21 protein-coding genes are annotated in these 24,793 nt (G+C 43.1%); 8 read left to right on the top strand and 13 right to left on the bottom strand.

The features are described from left to right. Positions 1 to 271: 271 nt before the first annotated feature. Positions 272 to 2,023: a YbaL family putative K(+) efflux transporter gene (gene ybaL, locus AC4IFT_RS00710; protein ID WP_490735223.1), complete on the top strand. Its 1,752-nt coding sequence runs from the start codon at positions 272 to 274 to the stop codon at positions 2,021 to 2,023. A gap of 65 nt (positions 2,024 to 2,088) precedes the next feature. Here the strand turns inward: ybaL and AC4IFT_RS00705 are convergent, their stop codons facing one another. The 4 genes from AC4IFT_RS00705 to AC4IFT_RS00690 form a co-directional block, all read right to left on the bottom strand. Next, the gene (locus tag AC4IFT_RS00705) at positions 2,089 to 2,439 is read right to left on the bottom strand and encodes a DUF1937 family protein (RefSeq protein ID WP_490750370.1); all 351 of its coding nucleotides are present in this window, start codon (positions 2,437 to 2,439) and stop codon (positions 2,089 to 2,091) included. A gap of 105 nt (positions 2,440 to 2,544) precedes the next feature. Further along, on the bottom strand, positions 2,545 to 3,321 hold the full coding sequence (locus AC4IFT_RS00700; RefSeq protein WP_490750369.1) for a DeoR/GlpR family DNA-binding transcription regulator: 777 nt from the start codon (positions 3,319 to 3,321) through the stop codon (positions 2,545 to 2,547). Between the two features lie 36 nt (positions 3,322 to 3,357). After that, positions 3,358 to 4,587, bottom strand: a complete 1,230-nt coding sequence (locus AC4IFT_RS00695; RefSeq protein ID WP_490750368.1) for an NAD(P)/FAD-dependent oxidoreductase — start codon at positions 4,585 to 4,587, stop codon at positions 3,358 to 3,360. After that, positions 4,584 to 5,984, bottom strand: a complete 1,401-nt coding sequence (locus AC4IFT_RS00690; protein ID WP_490750367.1) for an NAD(P)/FAD-dependent oxidoreductase — start codon at positions 5,982 to 5,984, stop codon at positions 4,584 to 4,586. The genes AC4IFT_RS00695 and AC4IFT_RS00690 overlap by 4 nt, the downstream gene beginning before the upstream one ends. Before the next feature lie 245 nt (positions 5,985 to 6,229). Between AC4IFT_RS00690 and AC4IFT_RS00685 the strand changes: the two genes are divergently transcribed. After that, positions 6,230 to 7,669, top strand: coding sequence for an FGGY family carbohydrate kinase (locus AC4IFT_RS00685; protein WP_490750448.1), 1,440 nt, complete (start codon positions 6,230 to 6,232; stop codon positions 7,667 to 7,669). Positions 7,670 to 7,691: 22 nt separating this feature from the next. Continuing rightward, positions 7,692 to 8,942 carry an ethanolamine utilization protein EutH gene (eutH, locus tag AC4IFT_RS00680; RefSeq protein ID WP_490750366.1) on the top strand — a complete coding sequence of 417 codons (1,251 nt, stop codon included), beginning with the start codon at positions 7,692 to 7,694 and terminating at the stop codon, positions 8,940 to 8,942. 318 nt (positions 8,943 to 9,260) lie between these two features. Here eutH and AC4IFT_RS00675 read toward each other — a convergent pair whose 3' ends face one another. The 9 genes from AC4IFT_RS00675 to apt all read right to left on the bottom strand — a co-directional run bounded on the left by AC4IFT_RS00675 (position 9,261) and on the right by apt (position 19,669). Next, entirely contained in the window at positions 9,261 to 10,574 is a 1,314-nt protein-coding gene (locus tag AC4IFT_RS00675; protein ID WP_490750365.1) for an inosine/guanosine kinase, read from the bottom strand. 107 nt (positions 10,575 to 10,681) lie between these two features. Beyond that, positions 10,682 to 11,800, bottom strand: a complete 1,119-nt coding sequence (gene wzz(fepE) / locus AC4IFT_RS00670) for an LPS O-antigen length regulator Wzz(fepE) (RefSeq protein WP_490750364.1) — start codon at positions 11,798 to 11,800, stop codon at positions 10,682 to 10,684. A gap of 123 nt (positions 11,801 to 11,923) precedes the next feature. Continuing rightward, positions 11,924 to 12,889, bottom strand: a complete 966-nt coding sequence (gene hemH, locus AC4IFT_RS00665; RefSeq protein WP_490734612.1) for a ferrochelatase — start codon at positions 12,887 to 12,889, stop codon at positions 11,924 to 11,926. Positions 12,890 to 13,071: 182 nt separating this feature from the next. Next, the gene (adk, locus tag AC4IFT_RS00660) at positions 13,072 to 13,716 is read right to left on the bottom strand and encodes an adenylate kinase (protein WP_206082928.1); all 645 of its coding nucleotides are present in this window, start codon (positions 13,714 to 13,716) and stop codon (positions 13,072 to 13,074) included. A gap of 192 nt (positions 13,717 to 13,908) precedes the next feature. Continuing rightward, the gene (gene htpG / locus AC4IFT_RS00655; protein ID WP_490734634.1) at positions 13,909 to 15,777 is read right to left on the bottom strand and encodes a molecular chaperone HtpG; all 1,869 of its coding nucleotides are present in this window, start codon (positions 15,775 to 15,777) and stop codon (positions 13,909 to 13,911) included. 329 nt (positions 15,778 to 16,106) lie between these two features. Further along, positions 16,107 to 16,706, bottom strand: a complete 600-nt coding sequence (gene recR / locus AC4IFT_RS00650) for a recombination mediator RecR (RefSeq protein ID WP_273803791.1) — start codon at positions 16,704 to 16,706, stop codon at positions 16,107 to 16,109. Further along, positions 16,706 to 17,035, bottom strand: a complete 330-nt coding sequence (locus AC4IFT_RS00645) for a YbaB/EbfC family nucleoid-associated protein (protein WP_070925175.1) — start codon at positions 17,033 to 17,035, stop codon at positions 16,706 to 16,708. The genes recR and AC4IFT_RS00645 overlap by 1 nt, the downstream gene beginning before the upstream one ends. Positions 17,036 to 17,082: 47 nt before the next feature. Continuing rightward, positions 17,083 to 19,005 carry a DNA polymerase III subunit gamma/tau gene (dnaX, locus tag AC4IFT_RS00640; protein ID WP_490750363.1) on the bottom strand — a complete coding sequence of 641 codons (1,923 nt, stop codon included), beginning with the start codon at positions 19,003 to 19,005 and terminating at the stop codon, positions 17,083 to 17,085. A gap of 112 nt (positions 19,006 to 19,117) precedes the next feature. Next, positions 19,118 to 19,669 carry an adenine phosphoribosyltransferase gene (gene apt / locus AC4IFT_RS00635; RefSeq protein ID WP_219246132.1) on the bottom strand — a complete coding sequence of 184 codons (552 nt, stop codon included), beginning with the start codon at positions 19,667 to 19,669 and terminating at the stop codon, positions 19,118 to 19,120. Between the two features lie 142 nt (positions 19,670 to 19,811). Between apt and priC the strand changes: the two genes are divergently transcribed. The 5 genes from priC (at position 19,812) to AC4IFT_RS00610 (ending at position 24,696) form a co-directional block, all read left to right on the top strand. Beyond that, entirely contained in the window at positions 19,812 to 20,360 is a 549-nt protein-coding gene (gene priC, locus AC4IFT_RS00630) for a primosomal replication protein PriC (protein WP_490750362.1), read from the top strand. A gap of 29 nt (positions 20,361 to 20,389) precedes the next feature. Then, positions 20,390 to 20,575: a DUF2496 domain-containing protein gene (locus tag AC4IFT_RS00625; protein WP_490750361.1), complete on the top strand. Its 186-nt coding sequence runs from the start codon at positions 20,390 to 20,392 to the stop codon at positions 20,573 to 20,575. A 260-nt stretch (positions 20,576 to 20,835) separates the two neighbouring features. Then, positions 20,836 to 22,542 carry a lipase family alpha/beta hydrolase gene (locus AC4IFT_RS00620; RefSeq protein ID WP_490750360.1) on the top strand — a complete coding sequence of 569 codons (1,707 nt, stop codon included), beginning with the start codon at positions 20,836 to 20,838 and terminating at the stop codon, positions 22,540 to 22,542. After that, a complete protein-coding gene (locus tag AC4IFT_RS00615) occupies positions 22,533 to 23,606 on the top strand; it encodes a T6SS immunity protein Tli4 family protein (RefSeq protein WP_490750359.1) in 1,074 nt (357 codons plus the stop codon). The genes AC4IFT_RS00620 and AC4IFT_RS00615 overlap by 10 nt, the downstream gene beginning before the upstream one ends. Positions 23,607 to 23,628: 22 nt before the next feature. After that, positions 23,629 to 24,696, top strand: coding sequence for a T6SS immunity protein Tli4 family protein (locus AC4IFT_RS00610; RefSeq protein ID WP_490750358.1), 1,068 nt, complete (start codon positions 23,629 to 23,631; stop codon positions 24,694 to 24,696). Positions 24,697 to 24,793 lie beyond the last annotated feature (97 nt).

Raw genomic sequence — 24,793 nt, 5'->3', positions numbered from 1 at the left:
TTACCCACACTTACTTAAAAATAAGTGTGGGTCTTTCCCGCCATATTTCATAAAAATTTCAGCTAAAAATCCCCTAATCTTAAAGTTTGTAACGATTTAGCACCTTTAGCCTGTCTTTTTTTTAAAAACATTTCATTTTTTTAAGGAAATATTTCTCAAAAAAAGTTAAAATAGAAAAACATGCAATTTGGCATTTTAAAATGAAAGCCTCATTTTAAAAGTCAACGGCATGTACCCACCTTATATTTTCATACTAATCAGAGGAGACTAAATGGAGCATTCAACGCCCTTAATCACAACCATTGTTGGTGGTCTCGCCCTTGCATATTTGTTAGGTATGATCGCGCAGCGATTAAAAATCTCCCCACTTGTGGGCTACCTTGCAGCAGGTGTCCTTGCAGGTCCATTTACCCCCGGGTTTGTGGCAGATGCAGCGCTTGCACCTGAATTAGCTGAAATCGGTGTTATTTTGCTGATGTTCGGCGTGGGTTTACACTTTTCACTCAAAGATTTGTTGGCTGTTAAAGCCATCGCTATCCCCGGCGCAATCGCGCAAATCGCAGTCGCTACCCTATTAGGCCTTGGCTTATCGATGCTATTTGGCTGGGGCATTTTTACCGGTATTGTCTTTGGTTTATGTCTTTCAACCGCCAGTACCGTTGTTTTATTACGTGCATTAGAAGAACGGCAACTGATTGAAAGCCAACGCGGGCAGATTGCCATCGGCTGGCTGATCGTGGAAGACTTAGCCATGGTTCTTACCTTGGTACTGCTTCCTGCCACCGCCGCGATTATGAATACGGATGATGCAAGCTTCAGTGAGCTCGCACTTGGCCTTGTATGGACAATTGGTAAAGTTGTTCTATTCATATTCATTATGATTGTGGTCGGTCGTAAGGTCATTCCTTGGATTTTGTCACGTACCGCATCAACGGGTTCTCGTGAACTATTCACCTTGGCTGTCCTTGCCCTTGCGTTAGGCATCGCATATGCAGCAGTGGCTATCTTTGATGCTTCATTTGCACTGGGCGCATTCTTCGCGGGTATGGTATTAAATGAGTCTGAGCTAAGCCACCGTGCAGCACAAGACACCTTACCACTGCGTGATGCGTTTGCAGTTCTGTTCTTCGTTTCCGTCGGTATGCTTTTCGACCCGATGGTTCTGATCCAGCAACCTCTTGGCATCTTAGCTGTTCTGGCTATCATTATTATTGGTAAGTCTGCTGCCGCCTTGGTGCTTGTCAGGATGTTTGGGCACTCACGGCGAACCGCACTCACTATTTCCGTCAGCCTTGCTCAAATCGGTGAGTTCGCGTTTATCTTAGCTGGTATGGGTTTAACCCTCGGTGTGATGGATAAAGACGCGCAGAACTTGGTGTTAGCGGGTGCCATCGTTTCGATTATGCTTAACCCAGTATTATTTAGTCTGTTAGATAAATACCTTGAAAGAACCGAAACGATTGAAGAGCAACTTCTGGAAGAAACGTTAGAAGAAGAAACGCAAGTGCCTGTAGATATCTGCGGCCACGCCATTATCGTCGGTTACGGCCGTGTGGGTGGCATGTTAGCGGACAAACTGCGTAGACGTGAAATCCCTGTCGTCGTCGTGGAAGACACACGTGCTCGCTTTGAAGAACTGGCGGAAAATGGCTTCAGTGCTATCCTCGGCAACGGTGCGAATAAAGAAACCATCAGCCTTGCCCGCATTGAGTGCGCCAAAACGTTATTATTAACTATTCCAAATGGTTATGAAGCAGGTGAAATCGTCGCGACCGCGAAAGAAATGAACCCGGACGTGACCGTTATTGTTCGTGCCCACTATGATGACGAAGTCAGCTTTATTAAAGAGCGCGGCGCCGATCACATTATCATTGGTGAACATGAAATTGCCAAATCCATGGCAACACTCATGTGTAATGATGTGGAAGAGTTCGGTTGTTCTATCGATGATATACTCGATGGCGACAACGATAAAAAAGGTGAAGGCAAAAATTTAGATGACTATCTAAAACCTGCTCACTAACCTCCTCTCTCCATAAATACAAAAAGGAAGCCATGGCTTCCTTTTTTATCTTTGACCTTATCTCATCAAAGTGAATTATGATTAGTAAACTCATCATAAGTCCACACAGGTAAACCACGCTCTTTGAAGAATTGGATCTCTGCTGCCACTCCACCACTTTTCTCCCAGCCCGGTAACGTCAGCACTATCAGCCCATCACAGCGCGTTAAAAATTCCATGTCGATGGATGACCATGCGACTTTTTTACCTTCTGCGGCCAAATATTGATTGATTGGATGTGTCATGGTGATTTGGCTATAGGTGGCTATTCCTTTAAGCGCGAGTTCTGCAGCGACTCTTGTACTTTCTTGGAAGCGCATTTCAACCACGTTGCTGTCTGGGTCTGAATAAGGGCAAGCAATAAAATAAAGGCTCATAATAATTCCTGATGTTGGTGTGTTCAAATTTTAGGTACAGTTATCCCGTGAAAAATACGTGAATATTTTCCAAGGGATAGGTTTAAATAGGTACTACATTAAAATTTATTCGATATCAGCGATGATAATTTTGGTTTTCGGTCGCTTGTTATTTTCGGGTAATTTAAATTCTTTACTGGTTGTCACTAGATAATCGATATTGTCCCAATTCGTGACAAAATTAATTGCGTGCTTATTGGCCTTCGTGCCATCCGCCAGCACAATCAGTTTGTCACTGTTTTCCATCATTTTTTGTGCAATAGCCGCTTCATCCACATGCTGATCCATCACGCCGTGTAGTGCGTGAATAGCCCCTGCACCAATCACGGCATAATCAGCAAAAAACTCAGCAATATTTTTTAGCGCAATCGCTCCTAAACAGGCGTTTTGTGCCGCATTAAACTGCCCACCAATTAAAATGGTTTCAATGGATGGGTTTTCTTGTAGCGTCGTTGCTAATAGTGGCGAATTGGTGATCACTGTTAAATTATCAATTAGCTTAATACGTTGGCTAAATTCAAACGTCGTCGTACCAAAATCAATAAATAAGGTATCGCCAGGTTTAACCAATTCAGCAGCCTTGATTGCAATGGCTTTTTTCTCATCCACAGCCGCTTGGGCGCGTTCAGTAAAATTTCGCTCAAATTTTGACTGAATATTCACCGCCCCACCATGGACTTTCTTTAGTAACTTTTGTGATTCTAATTTACTGAGATCTCGACGGATTGTTTCCTGCGCGACATTAAAATGCTTTGCGAGCTCCTGCACGTACACCTGACCTTGAGTCGACAATAACTCAATGATGGTTTGATGCCGTACTTTTGAAGAGCGCCCTTCACACATAGTTTAATCCTTCTTGACCATTTAACATTTCCAGCACTATACAACAGTGATGCGAATTTCAGTAGCATCTGGTTGTATTTTTGTTAAATCGATATTTTTCAATAAAATACGTCTTGTTGGTAAACAACGGTGTTTTTTCTCATACAGCACTGTATTCCCCGCTATCACTTTGATTGTTCCTTGAACCGCTTGCTCGACTTTAATGTTGAAATCCATACAACCTCGAGCAACAGCATCCATATCGATACACGCAGGAACACTAAAACTGACGTTTGGGTCTCTGCTTACTGGAATGCGCTGTACAGGCTGAATTTGCGGTTGATGATGATTCGCTAATAAATCATTCGCAATATATTCACCCGTCAATAATCCTTCTTGGTAGCACTGGTCGCCCATATCCGCAGGGTGCAACATATTACCCGCGGCGTAATATGCCCCATCTGAGCAGCGACTAAATTGGTCTGTCACAGGCTTCCCTGTACTTGCATCAAATTCAAGGTGGCTTTTGCGAATTAATGTATTTTCACCCACAAATTGTCCCGTAAAAATGACCGAATCACACTCAATTTTGTGGTTTTTACCGTTGGTTTCCACCATCACATACTCTACACGGTCAAGACCACCAATTTCGGTGATTTTACTGTTTAAATAAACGGGTGTTCCCATCGCTTTAGCGAATAAGGTCGCAGGTTTGAATGCCAGAATGCGCTCCCCACTTTCCACCATTGCTTGCGCTTTTACGCCTGCATTTTTTAATGTCCACAGTGCGGAAAAACTGACTAACTCACTGCCCACAATGACTGGGTTTCGGCACGGTTTTTTACCATTAAGGTAAACAAACTGCTGCAATGCCCCAGCAGTTAAAACACCTTGCGGACGAAGGCCTGATACCAAACGTGGATGTCGTGGTGTTTCACGAACACCTGTCGCTATCAGGATGCGCTTAGCGTGCATCTCAACTAACCCATCAGCGGTAGAAACGGTCAGTTTTCCATTCGGATAAAGCTGTGTCACGGTGCTGCGGGTAAAGATGGGCGTATCGCCGAGACTCTCAACAATTTTTGCGGCAAATTGATTGCCTTTCATCGGCCTTTTAAATACCAACAAACCAAATGTTGGGTGCTGACAATGGCGAGGAACACCGCCTGCATGGGATTCGCGCTCAAGGATAGCGATATTTTTAATACCACGACGACGTAGAGTGTGAGCCGCAGCAATACCAGTTGGCCCTGAACCAATGATAATCACATCATAATGTAAACTCATTTCACGGCCTCCACTGCCAGTGTATGGTCAAAGCGACCATTTATAATTTCTGCCACTTGGCTGCTACAATAAAACCCATTACAGCGCCCCATCATCACCCGAGTCCTACGGCGCAAGGCCCCCAAACATTCGGGGGGAATATCGGAGTCAAATGTCGCTTCGATTTCACGCTGAGTGACCAACTCACAATGGCACACAATGCCACCATTACTTTTACATTGGTAATCACGCTGATGGTATTCAGAAATAGAGGGCATAGTTGGCCAAATAAGTGTTTCTGGCGGTGATAATTCAAATAATGGCGTGAAGTTTTCTTGGTACAGTTTACCCAAGTAGTTCGCCACACCCAATGCGGATGTTAAGCCTGTTGAGCGTATCCCTCCGGCACAAATCCATTGTTTTTCAGGGTAATCATTAATGCGATAATATTTCTCTTCTGTTGCAGGCCGTAACCCCGCGTAAGTCGCGGTCACGCTATAATTGTGCAAAGAGGGCAACATGCGCGAACCTTGGGCGATTAAATCTTCCATCACCTCTTGTTTGACCTCGGCTTTCCAACGGTCTTCTTGTTCTTCTGCGGTTGGCCCTAACAATAAATTACCGAAAATGGTTTTTGATAACAAAACGCCCTTCGTGATAGCGGTTGGTACAGGCAAAATAATCGCATTGATATCCGCAGCAGCGGCCTTGTCATACACCAAAAACTGCCCTTTACGCGGTTTTATTTGGAATGGTGATGGATGACAAATCGACTCAACAATATCCCCATTAATCCCTGCGCAGTTAATCACTAATCGGGCAGAAAACTCACCTTTTGTTGTGGTTAAATGCCACAATCCTTCATTTAGCTCACCGCCTTTAACTTCACAGTGAAAATGGTATTGCGCACCGTGTTTTACTGCTTGGGTTAAGTAAGATAGTGGCGTGCTCCATGGGTCAATCACCGCTTCACCAGGAACAGACACCGCAGCAAGCGCTCCGTCTGCTAAGTGAGGTTCGCGGCGATATAACTCGTCTTTATCAATAATTGCCACATCTAATACGTTGTTTGTGTGAGCTTGTTCAACAATACTTGGCAACTTACTCAGTTGTTCTTCATTCCATGCAACAACTAATGCCCCCGTTTCGAGGATCGGCAAATTCATTTTTTCTCTGATTTCAAGGAATTCGCGATACCCATCTTGCATGCATTCCAGTTCAAGACTCCCTGGTGTGGCGTCAAAACCGGTATGTAATAATGCGCTGTTGGCCTTACTTGCCCCTGATAAGATGTCTCCACCTCGCTCAAGCAGCAATGTTTTCGCCCCCATCAAGGTGAATTTACGTGTCACTGCACAGCCAATGACACCACCGCCTATGACAATGACATCCCAAATTTTTTTATTATTAATATCCATGGCTGAGATCCTTTACTTAAAACTTGCTTGCACACATAAAACCACATAATTCCCACAATCACAATAATTAAAACAACACAAAGCACAACAATAACCCAGAAACTACTCACATTGTTGCTTTATTGTGATTTTTGTCACATCAGTGAAACTTATTGTGAGTTTTTTGTGGACTTTCCTTCCGATTAAACGATAGTAGGCAAAAAAACAGACCTATTTACAACATTTATAACACTGGGAATACTGTGATGCTCAATCAACGTTATGCCGCTATCGATCAAGGAACAACGGGAACCCGGGTCGTGGTCTTCGAAGAAGGCGGGCACTATTACTCCCCGATGAGTATTCCTCATAAGCAAATCACCTTGAACAGTGGTTGGGTTGAACACGACCCTGAGGAAATACTCGCCAATATCATTAAGTGCTTGAATAGCTGCGAGGTCGTTGACGCCATTGGCTTATGCCACCAAGGCGAAAGTATCGTGGCGTGGGATGCTGACAGCAAACTCCCGCTTTACAATGCAATCGTTTGGCAGGATTTGCGTACTGAAAAAATGATTTCTCAGCTCAAAGAGGCTGGACTAGAACCCCGAGTTCAATCCAAATCAGGTTTACCCCTCGACCCTTATTTTTCCGCCAGCAAAATGGGTTGGATCATGGAAAATGTGGTGGGAGCCAAAACGTTAGCAGACAAAAATAAACTGCGTATTGGCACGATGGATGCGTTTTTCCTTGACCGCTTATGTGATGTGTTTGCGACTGACTATAATTCCGCCTCACGTACCTCTTTACTCAATATCCACACATTAGAGTGGGATCAAGAGCTGTGTGACATTTTCGGTGTGCCTATTCATTGTCTTCCACCGATTAAAGACAACATTGGTGATTTCGGGGCTATCAACCTCGATGGCCACTTAACCCCTGTTACGGCTGTTATCGTTGACCAGTTTGCAGGCACATTCGGTCACGGTTGCCGTGAAAAAGGCGATGCCAAAATTACCTTTGGTACAGGCGCTTTTTTACAGGCACTCACCGGGGCTGAAATCCCACAAACCCACGAAAGTGGCTTATTACCCACGTTATGTTGGAAATTCCCGAATGAAGCTCCTGTTTTTGGCTTGGATGGCGGTGTGTATAACGCGGCGTCTGCCATTAATTGGGCAAGAAAAATTGGATTATTTGACCAATTTGATGAACTAAGTGATTTCAGAGCAGAACCCGCTATTAAGCGTGGTTTAGCGTTTGTCCCCGCTTTATCAGGCTTAGGCTGCCCGTATTGGGATCGCAGTGCAGCTGGCCTATGGGCAGGGCTTTCATTAGATACAGACAAAAAAGACATGATGCAGTCGGTACTTGAAGGCATTGCTGCCCGCTCTGCTGAAGTCATTTTTGCAATGGAAAAAATTTCACCACTGGGACAATCAATCTCTGTCGATGGAGGGCTTTCTTCAAATCAGTACTTTAAGCAATTTTTAGCCAATTTATTACAAAAAAACATTGAAGCACCAGCAAACCGTGAAGTGACTGCACTTGGCGCGGCCTTATTGGCACGCAAAGGGTTAGGGCTGACTCACGATATGGCAGTTAGGCGCAATGCAACCATAACACGCCCCGATGGCACCAACATGCAAGGTGTGATGGAACAGTACCGCGACATCATTGCCCGTTCTCGCCAATTAAGACACTAAAATAATAAAAGGAAACCCTACCATGGCTGAATTCGGAAATTACATTATCTATTTAATCATGTGCGGTGCCATTATTGGTGCTGTCGCCTCTATCGTTAGACCTGCCAGTGATCTGGGCAAAGAGTTTGTTAACGGTATATTCTCCATTGGCCCTGTATTCCTTGCACAAGCGGGGATCATGGCTGCTGTACCGCTGCTTTCTCAATTAATTTCTTATGTTTTAGGGCCTATTTTCTCGTCTGTGGGCTCCGATGTCTCTATCGCCGCATTGTCGATCATTGCCGTTGATATGGGCGGCTACCAGCTTGCAGATGCGTTAACCACCAACCGTGATATGTGGATCACTGCAATGTTGATCGGCTATACCTCAGGGGCAACAATTGTGTATCTGATCCCTGTTGGCTTAACCATGTTAAATCGCAAAGATCACAAATACCTCGCGCTTGGTGCAATGGCAGGATTGATATCGATTCCATTTGGCGTGTTAGCTTCGCTATTATTAATCACATTCAATAATATCCCTGTTCGCGATATCATTTCGACCAATTCCCCCGCAGCACACCAGCTCACCTTAGATTTTATGACGATGCTGCAATATCTGATGCCGCTGTTTGTCTTCTGTTTCTTATTGGCTGCAGGTTTGAAATACCGCCCGATGCTGATGGTTACAGGGTTTTTAATCTTCGGTAAGATTATGGATGCCTTTGTCAAACTGGTTCTGGCTTTCTCGATTGTCGAGCACTTTACTGGCGTATTCACCAAAGTCTTCGGTGCGTGGGGCTTTGATCCACTCTTTGCAGACCAAAACGAGCTGTTCCGCGCCATTGAAATAGCCGGTTATATTGGCATCATGTTGGCAGGGACATTCCCAATTTGCTACCTGTTCCAACGTTATTGCAAACCGTTAGTCCGTGCATTAAGCAACCGGTTGAAACTAAGTGATACAGGGTCATTAGGTTTTATCATGGTGATGGCAAACATTATTGCAACTTACCATTTATTCAAAGATATGCGTGCAAGGGATAAAGTTCTGTGCGTCGCATTTGGTGTCTGTGCACAAGCGACCATCGGTGATCACTTAGCCTTTACCGCCAACTTCCAACCAACACTCGTTCTGCCTATTTTATTAGGAAAACTGGTTGGGGGCTTCTTAGCGGTATTTATCGCCATTAAAATTTCAGTTCCTCAGGCATTACGTTATGAAGAGGAAGACCAAAAAGCAGTTGATGCCGTTAAAGGTGATGCTGAGTTAGCGGTTGCAAAACAAAGTTAAGTATAATTAATATTAAATAATAAAATAACTGCATTTGTAATATTGAAATTAAATAATATCAAATGCAGTTTTTTATTATTCGTCATCATTAGTGATATTATTCACGTCCAATTTTGATAGTTGATATCTGTCTATTTCTCTACATTTTTCACTATCAATATGAATCATTCATTTTCTTATAAATTAAGTTTTATTCTTTTATTAATGTGTTAATTAAATACCCATAATGGAGTATATAAAAACACGTTAATACCCTTTCTGATATTAACGTGTTCTTAAATCAAATATACCAAAATTGGATAAATTATAATCTAATGATTAACGTTCCCAATAAGACTCTTCTAAACTGTCTTCTTTTTCAGGAAGCCCACGAGTTAGCCGAGGGGAATGCTGGGTTAACACTTGATAACTAACCCGATTTGCATATTTACAAACCTGAGCCAATGACGAATAGGTTAAATATTGACGCTCATGCTTACTGGAATTAGGCACATTGGAACGATGGTAGGAATTTGCAGTAATATCATGCAGTAACGCAGATAATGCGCCATCTCCCGCCCCATTTGTATTCATGATTTTTTCAGGGCCGCCCATATACGGCTCAATATGCGAAAATATGCGCAACGGTACTTGGCAATCTTGCTGACGCATAGCTCGGCTAAATTCATATAAGTTGAATTCGGCAATCGCCCCTGGCAATAATGGATGTTGAGTTGTACGTTTGTAGCTCTCTTCCGTATACCCTGCCATATACAGCCCTGATGGGCCAGCTGTACAGAGCACCAAATCAACCCAGTCTAATGCCATATTAGAGGCTAATAACGGGTCACTCAGGCCTGTCAGCTCTTGTGCTTCATCTTCATTCATCGCGACAACTGAAATATGCTCAGCAAGGAAATCACGCCAAAATTGCGGATCTTGGGCAATCACAAATTTAGTTCCAAGGGTAAGCACTACTGGCACATTGTGTTTTTTTGCATAGGCAATGGCCTGCATCGTGGCATCTGGCATGGTTTCACCCGGTTTGCAACGCACTAAATATGCCGTTAAAACTAATGCCGATGCGCCTGCGATAATCTCTTCAGGGATGCTCATTGGGTGCAGACGATTCATATGACCAGGGCTAATCGCAAATGTCCGCTCACCATTTTCGGTAATCAATGTGAAGCAGCGACCAATAGGCCCATCTACACCTTGCAGATAGTTAAGATCCATACGGCTTGACGTGTGGCACAGGTAGCGATAAGCATAGCTGCCAATTTGGATGTTATTGCACATTGTACCTAATAACACCGATCTATCATCCGCTAAAACCGAGTAATTATGCAGTGTGTTACCGATAGTACCACCCGCAAATTCATGCGTAATCAGCGCATTGTCAGTTAGTTCTTTATACAATGCTTCCGCAGCATCATCTTCAATAACCAATGAGTGGCCTTTGCTGAGCTGATAACGTTGGATGAAATCATCATCCACTTTTGCTTCAATATCCACAAGAGTTTGGTCTATCCCGACAATATAGGATTTACAATTCTCATCATCTACCAATGTCTCTTTTAATGGCTGTAAAAGGGGATCTCTGAGACTGACAGGGAAATAGTGTTTTGACTTGCGTTGACCGGGGAATTTCATAATAAGAAGATTAACAATGGAACATCGCGCTATTCTAGCACGATAAAATAAAGCCAGCACCTTCAAAGAAAGCACTGGCTTCATCGTTTGTCTTTTGTATAGCTAATTTAGTGATTTTGCAGTTTATAATCGCGATAAAGCTCGCGGCTTAATACAAATGCACAGCTTAAAATTAAGCCTAGAATGGCGCTTAATGCCACTATCAACGCTGATTTCGGTGATTCTTTATTCAATGGCAAATCAGGTTGCATGATAAACGTTACTGGCGTAAAACCCAATTCTTTACTTTTAAGCTCATTGATTTCATTGATATAAATCTGGCGATTTTGCAGGTTTTCACTCATTAAAGCTAAGTCGCGATTTTGTGTCTCAATCAGCAATTTCTTTTCTAACGCCTCAGCCCCTAATGCGATAGGGTAATCAGGGTCGTCGTTAATCGCCTGTGAGTCGCTAGCAATGGGCTTTTCAATCCCTGCCGCTTTAGCAATATCAACCGCACGTTTTAGTCTTTCAACTTTAACATCGTACTCAGTTTGAATTTTGCTCATTTCACGCTTTAGGGATTCAGTGGCAAAAATAAGCTGTTGAGAAACCGTATTATCAATTTCGTTTTTAATCTGGCTTCTCACTTTGGAGGCGCTATAGCGGATATAACCATCCAGTAAATCTTGCGCTTCCGTTGGCTGTGGAGCTGTAAATTTCAAGACGATATCGCTCGAAGTACTATTTTTTTCTTTGGATTGGTCTTGGATTTGAATGTCGTTATTGATGATTTGATTCACTAAACGCTGCTGTGCCATCACATCATCTTTAGGATCAACATTTTGTGCAAACTTATGATAATACGCTGTACTTTTGACATAATCGCTTTGATTAACTTTAGAACGATATTGGTCAATAAAGGTATTAAAGATACGTTGAGAGGTTAAATCGATAGGAATTTCAAGCACATCTAATTGGGCTTTTAGTGCATTAACTTCCTTCATGTTTTCAGAAATAGGTGGAATAACGATCGCCGTACTACTCCACTTTTGAGGTAAGAGTTTAACAATCCCCACACTTAATGCGATACAAAAAGCCGTAAAAATAATAATCAATACTTTATTTTTTAATAAAACACTCAATAACGCCATAAGGTCAATTTCATCATTCTGCTGAATATGAAACTGATGAGCAGAGTTTGACTTCTGCTCAATGTTCTTTCGTGGCGGTTGCTCGTTGCTCATATTAATTCCAAAAGACATAACATTTCTTTAATAATTTATAATTTAAGATAAGTTATTATAGTCTATATTGGAAATTTTGATATATCGATTACCGAACTTTTTAATGCTAATTTAAGCGATAACCTAAATTAGCTCATCCTGAATAATTAAATTAATCATACGAATACTATTTGGATTATCATTTAACGCCGCTATATAATTATATTTACTGCCCCCACTGCTGATAAAAAACTCTTTATTCTGTTCGCTTATTTCTTCTAATGTTTCTAAGCAATCAACCGAAAAACCTGGGCAAATAACCTGAACAGATTTTACGCCTTCTGAGGGTAATTCATGCATGGTTTTATCCATATATGGCATCAACCAAGGTTCGCGACCAAAACGTGACTGGTAAGTGAGTAACACTTTTTCGCTTGGGTAATTTAGCGCCTCTCGAAGCGACTGAGCCGTTTGCTCGCATTCTTGCTGGTAGATATCCCCTGTATCACAATAACGCTGTGGGATGCCGTGGAACGACAATACTAGCCTATCGGGTTCACCATGTTCTGCAAAGCTCTCTTCTATTGATGCGACTAATGCTTGAATATAAGCGGGGTGCGTCGCATAGCTGCGAATAAAACGCACTGACGGAATGGTACGTCTACCTTGAAACGCTCTTGTTACTGCGTCATACACCGCCGCAGTTGTTGTACAAGAGTATTGTGGGTATAACGGTAAAACCACTAAATCATTAACACCTTGATCCATTAATTTATCAACGGCACTTTTAACAGAAGGCGAACCATAGCTCATGCCAATTTCTACTGGGGTATTTGGCATCAACTCTGCCAATTTTTGCTTTTGGCGCAATGAGTACACCAATAAAGGTGAACCATCATCAAGCCAAATTGATTGGTAGAGTTTGGCGACTTTCGATGAACGAAGTGGCAGAATTGCCCCGTGCAAAATGGGTTTCCAAATCAAGCTCGGCACATCAATAACACGCTTATCACTAAGAAACTCGGCTAAATAGCGTCTCACTGCTGAAGTCGTTGGGGCATCAGGGGTTCCTAGGTTAACTAACAGAATGCCGGTTTTTTTTTCTGACATGAAACAGCTCCTAATTGATAATCATTCCCAACTTTATCACAGTTAAATAACGATTTTTGTCACCAAGTGGTATAAAAAAGAAAGGCAGCGATAATCGCTGCCTTCACATAATACATTCATACTCTAAATAATTCGAATTGCAGTTATCAATACTGTAATTTAGCGCATGATACGTATAAATATTAACCTAAAATTTTCGCTAACTCTGCGCTAACTTCTGCAACTTTACGAGTACCGTCTAATTTAAAGTATTTGGTGTTACCCGCTTTCGCTTCGTTTTGGTAATAAGCAATCAATGGCGCTGTTAACGCATGGTATTCAACCAGACGCTTACGAACTGTGTCTTCTTGGTCATCTTTACGAATAGTCAGCTCTTCACCCGTCACATCATCTTTGCCTTCCACTTTTGGTGGATTGAAGTTGACGTGGTAAACACGGCCTGATGGTGCGTGAACACGGCGACCGATAATACGCTCAACAATGATTTCGTCTGGTACGTCGAACTCAAGTACGTTATCAACGGTGATACCCGCTTCTTTCATCGCATCCGCTTGTGGAATTGTGCGAGGGAACCCATCCAACAAGAAACCGTTACGGCAGTCATCTTGTTTGATGCGCTCATTAACCAGTGCGATAACGAGTTCATCAGTCACTAATTTGCCGTTATCCATCAGCTCTTTAGCTTGTAAACCTAACTCGCTCCCTGATTTAACAGCTGCACGTAACATGTCACCTGTTGAAATTTGTGGGATCCCAAACTTCTCCATAATAAATTGAGCTTGAGTGCCCTTACCAGCGCCCGGAGCGCCCAGCAGAATGATACGCATTGCGTAAACCCCTTGCTATTTAGTTTTTTATAATTTGAAAAGAAAACACGCTACCATACCATTAGCATGGCGCATTACTCAAGAACACACGTAAACGTTTTCGCATTTATCTTTTTTCGCAAAAGAAAAAAACCACGCTAAAGCATAAGCAAAAGCGCGGTTTATGTTCAAAAACGAAAATACAAGCTCACGTTACTTTAAAAGTAATTCATTGATTTTTCGTATAAATAGGTTTGGATCTTCTAATGTGCCGCGTTCTGCCAGTAAGGCTTGATCCAGCAGGACATCCACCCAGTCAGCAAAGACAGACTCATCTGAGACTTCAGACGCTTTTTTCACCAATGGGTGCGCAGGGTTTAGCTCAAAGTTATATTTCACCTCTGGCGCTGCTTGCCCCGCAGCCGCAAATAATTTCGCCATTTGCGTACTCATTTCATCGGCGTTGGTAGTGACAATCGCAGGTGTGTCGGTTAAACGGTGCGTTAATTTCACCTCTTTAACACGCTCACCTAAGAAGGTTTTCACGCGCTCAACAAACGGCTCCAGCTGTTTGTCTGCTTCTTCTTGTTCTGCTTTGTTTTCATCCGCGAGTTTATCCAATGATTCATCTGCTTTACTGACTGATTGGAACTGTTTGCCATCAAACTCAGACAGGTAGTTCATCATCCATTCGTCAATGCGGTCAGATAACAGCAGGACTTCAATGCCTTTTTTACGGAACAATTCAAGGTGTGGACTACCTTTCGCTGCGGCATAGCTGTCTGCGGTGATGTAGTAAATTTTATCCTGACCTTCAACCATACGGCTCACATACTCTTCCAACGACACGTTTTGTACGTTGCTATCGGTATGTGTTGTGGCGAAGCGTAGCAATTTCGCGATAGTTTCGCTGTTTGCCATATCTTCCGCAGGGCCTTCTTTCATCACCAGACCAAATTGCTGCCAGAAGGCTTGGTATTTCTCTGCGTCTGATTTTGCCAGTTTTTCGAGCATTTGCAGGACGCGTTTCGTTAATGCGCTGCGTAAGCTACGAGTCAGTGCGCTATCTTGTAAAATTTCACGAGACACGTTTAGTGGCAAATCATTGGAATCCAAGACACCGCGGACAAAACGCAGGTAATTTGGCATAAACTGCTCTGCGTCATCCATGATGAATACACGCTGAACATACAGTTTTAAGCCGTGTTGTTGGTCGCGATTCCACAAATCAAATGGTGCTTGGGAAGGCACATACAACAAGCTGGTGTACTCTTGTTTACCTTCGACGCGGTTGTGTGTCCATGTTAGTGGGTCAGCATAGTCATGGGAGATATGTTTATAGAACTCAACATATTCCTCGTCTGAAATTTCAGATTTACTGCGTGTCCACAGCGCTTTTGCTTGGTTGATTTTTTCCCAAGTGACCGTGCCGTCTTCTTCGTTTTTATCTTCGATTTCAACAGGCAGCGCAATATGGTCGGAATATTTGCTGATAACCGAACGTAAACGCCAGTTATCAAGGAACTCTTTTTCGTCATCACGCAAATGTAAGGTGATTTCAGTCCCACGCTCTGCTTTTTCGATGTCAGCGATGGTGTATTCACCCTCGCCCGCAGATTCCCAGAAAACGCCTTCATCAGCTGGCGCACCCGCAGCACGGCTACGCACGGTAACTTTGTCAGCCACAATAAACGCCGAGTAGAAGCCCACGCCGAACTGGCCAATCATTTGGCTGTCTTTAGCTTGGTCGCTACCGAGAGTTTCTAAGAAGGCTTTTGTACCTGATTTTGCGATTGTCCCAAGGTTGTCAATCACCTCGTCACGGCTCATCCCGATACCGTTATCGCTAATGGTCAGCGTGCCATTGTCTTTATCTGCGCTGATGCGTACACGTAACTCACCATCATTTTCATACAATTCTGGTTTAGACAGCGCACGAAAACGCAGTTTATCTGCCGCATCAGATGCGTTCGAGATAAGCTCACGCAGGAAAATTTCTTTATTGGAATAAAGAGAATGGATCATTAATTGGAGGAGTTGTTTAACTTCTGATTGGAAACCACGTGTTTCCTGTCCTTTCATACTCATTAATCGCCTCTATTTCATCAATCTAATTGGATAGGTTTGACTTACCGATGCAGATTAGTTGGGGGCAAAAAACAGAAATTCAAGCGACAAAGGCAAAAATTTTTATCGAATAAAAACCTAAAACCAATGATTAGAAAGGAAATAATAACGACATAAATTATTTTAAAAGAAACCGCGGATGAGAGAGTTTCAATCATATCCTCTAAATAATTTGTGCTGTAGCTAGGCGTCGAATGCGTTAATCCCTGGGAGCATACACAAGTATGTGACTAGGGTTAACGCATGAAGACAACAACGCTACAGTGCAAAGTATGACGAGGATATCAAAGTTTAAGGCGGCCTGAGAGCGAATGGGACAAAGTCGTGCTATCGACAAGCTCCAACTCCCCGCCCACAGGCACCCCGTGGGCGATACGGCTCGCCGTCACCCCATATTGTGCGCACATTTGCCCAATATAATTTGCCGTCGCTTCGCCTTCTACCGTCGGATTGGTGGCTAAAATCACCTCGACAATCGTTTCGGCAGCTAAGCGCTCTTCAAGCCTGTCTAAACCAATATCCATCGGACCGATACCATCTAGCGGTGACAGGTGCCCCATCAGAACGAAATAACGCCCTGAAAATTGGCCTGTTTGCTCAATGGCATAGATATCCGCAGGGCTTTCCACCACACAAATCAAACCGTTTTGTTGGCGACGGGGGTTATCGCAAATATTGCAGACATCTTGTTCGGTAAATGTTCTGCAATCACGGCAATGGCCAATTTCAGACATTGCGCGTGTGAGCGACTGCGCTAAACGCATCCCGCCACTACGGTCACGCTGTAGTAGCTGGAAAGCCATTCGCTGCGCTGACTTGGGCCCGACACCGGGAAGGCAGCGCAGAGCTTCCATTAATGATTCAAGAAGCGGACTGGTTTGCATTAGAATGGCATCTTAAAGCCTGGTGGTAATTGCATACCACTGGAAACACTCGCCATTTTTTCTTTTTGGGTTTCTTCGATACGACGCGCTGCATCGTTAAATGCCGCAGCAATTAAATCTTCCAGCATATCTTTGTCGTCTTCGAGCAAGCTTGGGTCGATTTCTACGCGACGACAGTTGTGTGAGCCATTGATAGTGACTTTGACCAGACCTGCGCCTGATTCACCTGTTGCTTCTAAGTTGGCGATTTCTTCCTGAACTTTCTGCATTTTGTCTTGCATTTGCTGGGCCTGTTTCATCAGGTTACCCAATCCACCTTTACCAAACATAGTTTTCTCTCACAACTGAGGCTACAGCTAAACATAAGACTGTAGCGTTAAACGGGGCGAATACTCTCTTCATCCAACTGCGCATCAAACATGGAACGCAATTTTTGAATCGTTTTATCCGCAATAATAGACTGGCGAGCTTGCGCCAGTTTCTCTTCATAAATCGCCTGTCGCCATTCTAGCGGGGTTTTCACCTCGCTATTATCATCGTGAACGATTTTCAGTTCAACAGTACGACCATACAGTTCGCTCAGAGCCTCTTCCAGTGCTTTGTGTGCAGCCGGTTTATCAAGGTGTTTCTGAGCGGGGCGCAAATGCAACACAATTTGCGACTCACTTAATTCTTCTATATATGAATTCAAAGCTAATTGTTCAACTAGCTTTGGAATATTTAATTGTGCAATTTTACCTGACCAGCTATCTCGCTCACGCCCTTCTTCGACAATTTTCACTGCTAATTCAGGGGTTTTCTCGTATTCGAGTGCCTCTTTGATCTCCGTTGGCGTCGTAACCGCCTCTTTTGGCTGCATGGCCGCTTCGTTTTGCGGCTTCCACTGGTACTGCTTCGGTTTTTCCGATTTCGCAGACCCAGATACTCTATTTTCCACATTTTGTTGATGTTTGCTGGTCACGGCGGCCAGCCTTTCAAGTGCTGATACCGCCGGCTTTGCCCTTTCAGACATCACCGGTTTAGCCTTTTTTGGGCTAGGATCCTCACTTTGTAGTGCCTGCCTTGCTTTGAGCAATTGCGCTGTCGGGCTATTTTCAGGCAAATTTTCTGAACGCGGCATTGAAGGAGCAACACGTTGCTGAGCGACAGGCTGATTTATAACTGGCGCTTGCTGCACAATTCTTGGGGGCGGTTCAATCTCTTCAATCACGCTCTTTGGGTGAAAAGCTAACGCTCGCAATAGCGTCATTTCAACCCCCATACGCCGCTCTGGGGCATACGGAAGCTCTTTTCTACCCACCAGCAGTGTTTGGTAAAAAAGTTGCAGATCCGCAGGGGAAACTACTCTCGCCACTTGGCGTAAACGCCCTTCGGTTGAAGATGGGTCGGTTTCTTGTTCCGCAGGCAATAGCTGGATCATCGCAATACGGTGCAGTTGCGATAAAATTTCGACTAATAAATTTTCCCAATCAGCACCGCGACTTGCCGCGTGTTCCACTTGGGTCATAACCGCAATGCTATCGGCTCTAACGAGGGCTTCGATAATGGCTAAAGGTTGCTCATCATCCAGCGTCCCTAACATTTGACTGACAATGTCTGCGGTGACTTTACCTTGCCCCATGGCAATGGCTTGGTCAGTTAAACTTAATGCATCACGCAAACTGCCATCGGCAGCACGAGCAATTAACTGGCGTGCACGCAGGTCATGTTCAATATTTTCGGCATTGAGAATAACCTCCAGCTGTTCACTGATTTGCGTCACATCCAACGCTTTAAGATGGAACTGTAAGCAACGCGATAAAATCGTCACTGGCAGTTTTTGTGGATCTGTTGTTGCCAATAAAAACTTGACGTGCTCAGGCGGTTCTTCAAGGGTTTTTAACAGCGCATTGAAACTGTGCCGTGAAAGCATATGGACTTCATCGATAAGGTACACTTTAAAGCGCCCTCTCGCGGGTGCGTATTGCACGTTATCCAGCAATTCACGGGTGTCTTCGACTTTAGTTCGCGAAGCGGCATCAATTTCAATCAGGTCAACAAAGCGACCTTGCTCGATTTCGAGACAGTTTGCACATTGCCCACAAGGTGTTGCAGTGATCCCTGTTTCACAATTAAGCCCTTTAGCAAAAAGGCGTGCAATCGTCGTTTTCCCAACGCCGCGGGTACCCGAAAAAAGATAGGCGTGATGAAGCCGCTGGTGCGCCAGCCCATTAGCAAGTGCAGTCAAGACATGTTGTTGGCCAACAACGTCTGAAAATTTTTGAGGTCGCCACTTACGGGCAAGTACCTGATAGCTCATGGATCCCACAGTAATTTAATAATGATGTGTGAATAAAGGTAATCATAGTACATGCTACCACAGCCTCAACCTCTACGGCGAGACTGTGATAAAAATAGAGGGAAAATAAAGATTAATGGCCTGGGAATTCAACCAAGCTGTATGAAGAAACGCCTTCTTTTTGTAAGCGTTCAACACCACCTAAGTCAGGCAGGCTAATGATGAATGCCGCATCGACCACATTAGCACCCAGCTGTTTGATCATTTTCACGGTTGCTTCAACCGTTCCGCCAGTCGCCAGTAGATCGTCAACCACCAGCACGTTATCTTCTGGACGAATGCTGTCTTTGTGGATCTCAAGGGTATCGGTACCGTATTCGAGATCATAAGTCATACTTAATACTTCACGCGGTAATTTTCCTTTTTTACGAACAGGAACAAAGCCCACGCCTAAACGTAATGCAACTGGTGCGCCGAATAGAAAGCCACGCGCTTCAGTTCCTACAATTTTAGTGACGCCTTTGTTTTGGTAATGTTCAACTAACATATCAATCGTTGCTTGATAGGCAGCAGGGTTATTTAACAAAGTCGTAATGTCACGGAAGATCACACCTTCGATTGGATAATCTTGAATGGATGCGATACTTTCTTTAATCAATTGCAGTTGTTGCTCTTTAGCGGTCATAATAAAAGCCATGTAGTAAACACGAAAGTGTAGAATCTATGTAAAGTACCATAAAAATGCAATAAGCAGCCGCCTATTTGCAGCGAGTTTTGTTGCTGAATATCAATTTTCCGCGATTTTTCACATTTAATGAGAACAAAAAATGAAAATACAGGCTCTGTTGGATGCGTTAAAAAAGCAGATTGATGAGTTAGAAACCCGTGTCGCCCCCATTAAAGATAATGAGTTTTCCCACTCCCGTTTTGATATGCAGCTGTTTAGCCATAAATCGACGCGCTTGGGGGACTGCCAAAAAGAGTTGAATAACCTTTATCAGCAGTTGTGTAACAGTGTCACACTGAACCACACAGAACAAGTCAATTTTCTCACCGAAAAAATTGTGCATCAAATGCAGGCCATTTCCCGCGAAATTTCAACGCAATCGTTGCGTGAAAAGGAATCATCCTTTACCAAGAAAAAGGAACAGGTTGATTTATATGAACGTTTATCACAACATCAGGACTATGAGCGCCGCTTACAAGCGATGGTCAGTGAAAAAGAACTTCAGTTATCAGAGCTAACAGATCACCGTATCCAACATCAATGCCAAAAAGAGCTCGCAACATTAGCAGGCCGTTTGTATCGTTGCCGCCAAGCCCTTTTACGCATTGAAAAAGCCATAGAGCATCAAGAAAATCAATATTTTGAATAATTCGACACACTGCGATATAAGGAACACGAATGGACTCACTCAAAGACGCCCCCCTCGAAACACAGCTTGCCGTTGATTTGATTTACTTATTAGAAACATCAGATATTGAAACCGATATTGTTCTTAAAGCTCTTGATATTGTTAAAAATGATTATGTTTTAAAACAGCAAAAGCAAGAACACTCCCCCTTCGAGATTAAAGATAAAGTAGAATAGAGGCATACCTGCCAACCTTATCTTTAGCTGACTAACACGAAGTCAGTGAATAGAACCTCATTCAAAATTCATTCACCTCACCAGTATTTTCACTCAAAAAAATAGTGAATTAACCTATTTTATATATAAAATTTGTATTTATTTTATTTATTGCTAGGCATTTTGACTGATCACTAGTGATAAACACGACTAATTCAGTACGATATTTTAACAGGATTAGGCTATCTTATTTAACTTAAGTTTTTTAAAGGAGCCTAACCATGTCAATTAAGGATGAAGAACCCAAAAGCCCACATATTACATATCATCACCCCGAATGGGAGGAAGATGGAACTTGCTGTTGGAAGGACGTTCGAGCTCAGCACAAATCCCTTAATGCAGAGGCACACTGTATTCGTCCCCCAACTAAAGTTATCCCCGTGATTTTTTTGCCTGGTGTGATGGGGACGAATTTAAAGTCTTCGGGGGGAAAATTCAAAGATGATGAACCGATTTGGCGAGGGGATAGTGATATTCAAGTTTACCTTGATTGGGCTAAGTTAAAAGGTCCTCAACGTAAAGCATTATTGAACCCTCAGACAACTGTTGTGGATAATCGTGGAAAAATCAGTACCAATATATACTCCTTAATCACCGATGATGGCAAAGGGGATTTTGGCACCTTATTTTTACCAAGAGAAATGCGAGGTTGGGGAGAAGTCCTTAATTTTAGTTATGGCAATACACTCAGTGTCCTTCAAGCCGCTTTACTGGATGATTGGCAAAAGGCGGTGAAACGTTGTTCTGAGGGGAAAACGGCGCATAGCGAGAACCCAAAAGAGAACGGCATTATGCGCCAGTTGTGTGGCAAACCACTGCAAACTGAAGACAAACACGAAGAGCTGTTAACCGAAGCCGAAGTTGACCACTTTTCCGCCTTCCTCTACCCATTACATGTTTTTGGCTATAACTGGTTAGAGGACAATGCGGTATCTGCGGCAAAACTCGTTGAATATATTGATAAAATACTCTATCACTACAAGTATAAAGTCAAATATGGCTTAGCCGTTGAAAAAGTGATTTTAGTGACGCACTCCATGGGTGGGCTAGTGGCACGTTACGCAATGGATCCCCCCAAAGAGGCGGATTTTATAGGGTGCCAAGATAAAGTCTTGGGTGTCGTTCATGGGGTGATACCGGATTTAGGCTCGCCAGCCGCCTATCGACGTATGAAAGTGGGGGGTAAGCAAGAGGGAGCAGCAGGTATTGTGATGGGCAAATCCGCCGAGGAGTTAATGCCCGTCTTAGCCCAATCCCCTGCGCCTTTACAGTTACTGCCTGCCCCGAATTATAAATACGGAGCCCCTTGGCTGTGGATTGAAAAGGGGGAAGCCGATGGCCGTTATTTGCAGTTACCTAAAAATAAAGACCCATTTAATGAAATTTACTTAAACAAAGACTTATGGTGGAAGCTGTATGAGTCGGATATCTTAGATAAGGACGAGTCAATCAGCACAAAAAACTGGAAGTTATACTTTGATTTAATCAAAGATCAGGTACAACCATTCATCGAAGTATTAAGTAACCAATATTACCACCCAACAAGTTATGTCTTTTACGGTAATCAGATCCCTTCAGATGGCTTTGTTAAATGGGATATTTCATCGAGAACATTTCCCAAAGACCTGCATGACAGTGACAAACGCTATCCCAACAATTTTAAGGAAACCCCACTTCCTTTTAATCGTTCGCGGTTTTATGAATTGAAACCATCAAATACCCCAGGGGATGGCACGGTACCGGTGGAATCGCTGAATACCATTAAAGATAACAATGGCTACAGGATTAAAAGTGTTTTAGTCACGGACGTTGATCACCAAGGGGCATATGAGGTAACAAACCTTGCGGATATCCATAAGCGCCCTGCATTGCAATTTACCCTGCGAGCGATTGCTAAAATGGTACAAGGGGTGCCGAAATGTTACTAAAAAAATCCTATCTCTTACGGTGTTTTTCGTTTTTTAGCCTGATGGCTGTTCTTCCCACGCTGTATGCCGCCCCGTTACTTTTGAAGGAACCGATGATGGTTGATGATTTATTTGCCCAAACCAAACCGCAGTGTGTGGGGGTGTATTTGGTGGATGTCCCCGAGTCATTTGTCAATGACACCCATACAGCAACCTATGATGATTTTAAAATAGAGAGCCTGTTTATTTATCCCCCCGCCTTTAAACAACGGATAACCTTAAGGGAAGAAGCCTTAAAAAACCAAACCACCAGTGAAAAAAATGCCCCAGTGCTGAAAGAAAAGATCTTGCTGCCTAATAACCTCGGGGTGATATTTGATAAAAACCAAAGCGGCTCAAATGATGCTTATAGGATCTTGGAAGCTCATGTTTATGTTGATCATATTGCTTTTATTATTACAGCAAAATTTAGAGATTTATCCGCCCCGAAATATGCAGAAGAACGAGCGTCTTATTTAGATGCAGGATTTACGGAAAGAGAACTCAATGAAAAATACACCAAGCTCACGGCATTACGTTCATTAATCTCCCGCTTAAAGGGGCGGTTAGATCATGAAGTCCCCACCGAAAAAGGCGTGTGTATCCCAAATGGCTTTATTGCAGATGATAAAGGCAGGCATGAGGTTGTGATTGGGTTTAGTTATAAAAATGCTGATTTTCTTTTGGGTATCAATACCGACAATACAATGATAGCAGACGGTGATACTTTTTTTGGGCGAAGTGATGCAATCAACGATGCTTTAAAAGGCTCAGGCATGAAAACTTTGAAAAAATATGCAGTAACAGAAAATCATATACCGTTTGAAGCATGGCTTTTTGAGGGAACTCAGGACTATCGGCAAAAAATATTACAAGTTTATGATTTTACGCTTTATGCGAATGAAGCGGTCGCGACAGCCTTTAAGCCATTAATAACAATAGGCTTGGACAGTAAGTATAAACAAACCCGCTATAGCGAAGCGCAAATGGTGGACATTTGGGAGCGCATTACTCGTACCTTGCGCTACAAACCGAATGCCCTTTAGTTCACCGGTAAAAAATTCATCGATGAAAAGGCGCCTTGCAACCTTCAGTGTGGCGGTATGGGGAATGATGGTTTTCATTCCCCCGCTTTATGCCGCCCCGTTACTTTTGAAGGAACCGATGATGGTTGATGATTTATTTGCCCAAACCAAACCGCAATGTGTGGGGGTGTATCTGGTGGATGTCCCCGAGTCATTTGTCAATGACACCCATACGGCAACCTATGATGATTTTAAAATAGAGAGCCAGTTTATTTATCCCCCCGCCTTTAAACAACGGATAACCTTAAGGGAAGAAGCCTTAAAAAACCAAACCACCAGTGAAAAAAATGCCCCTGTCCTGAAAGAAAAGATCTTGCTGCCTAATAATCTCGGGGTGATATTTGATAAAAACCAAAGTGGCTCAGATGATGCTTACAGAACTTTAGAAGCTCATGTTTATGTTGATCATATTGCTTTTATTATCACGATAGACATTCTCGATTTATCTGCACCTAAATATGCGGAAGAAAGGCAAAACTATTTAAATTCGGGGTTTGCTGAATTTAAATTGAACGACAAATACACCAAGCTCACCGCATTACGTTCATTAATCTCCCACTTAAAGGGGCGGTTAGATCATGAAATCCCCACCGAAAAAGGGGTGTGTATCCCAAATGGCTTTATTGCCGATGATAACGGCAGGCATGAGGTTGTGATTGGGTTTAGTTATGATAACGAAGACTTTCAATTTGATATCAATACCAATAATAAACATGATGCAAATGGAGATACATTATTTGGTCGGAGTCAGGCAATTAATGAAGGCCTTAAAGATACCTATATGGAAACCTTAAAAACAGAAGCCTTAACGTTTGATAGTATCCCGACTGAAGCTTGGTTTTTTAAAGGTATTCAACCGTACGATAGAAAAGAGTTGCTAGTTTATGACTTTCTCCTTTATGCGAATGAGGCAGTAGCAAGTAAAACTAAGCCACTGATTAAGCTTGAATTAGATAGCCAATATAAACAAACCCGCTATAGCGAAGCACAAATGGTGGATATTTGGGAGCGCATTACTCGCACCTTGCGCTACAAACCAAATGCCCTTTAGTTCACAGGTAAAAAATTCATCGATGAAAAGGCACCTTGCAACCTTCAGTGTGGCGGTAGGGGGAATGATGGTTTTTATTCCCACCCTTTATGCCACC

The sequence above is a fragment of the Providencia sp. UF-183 genome (assembly GCF_058246155.1).
This window is presented reverse-complemented; position numbering and strand designations above follow the sequence as displayed.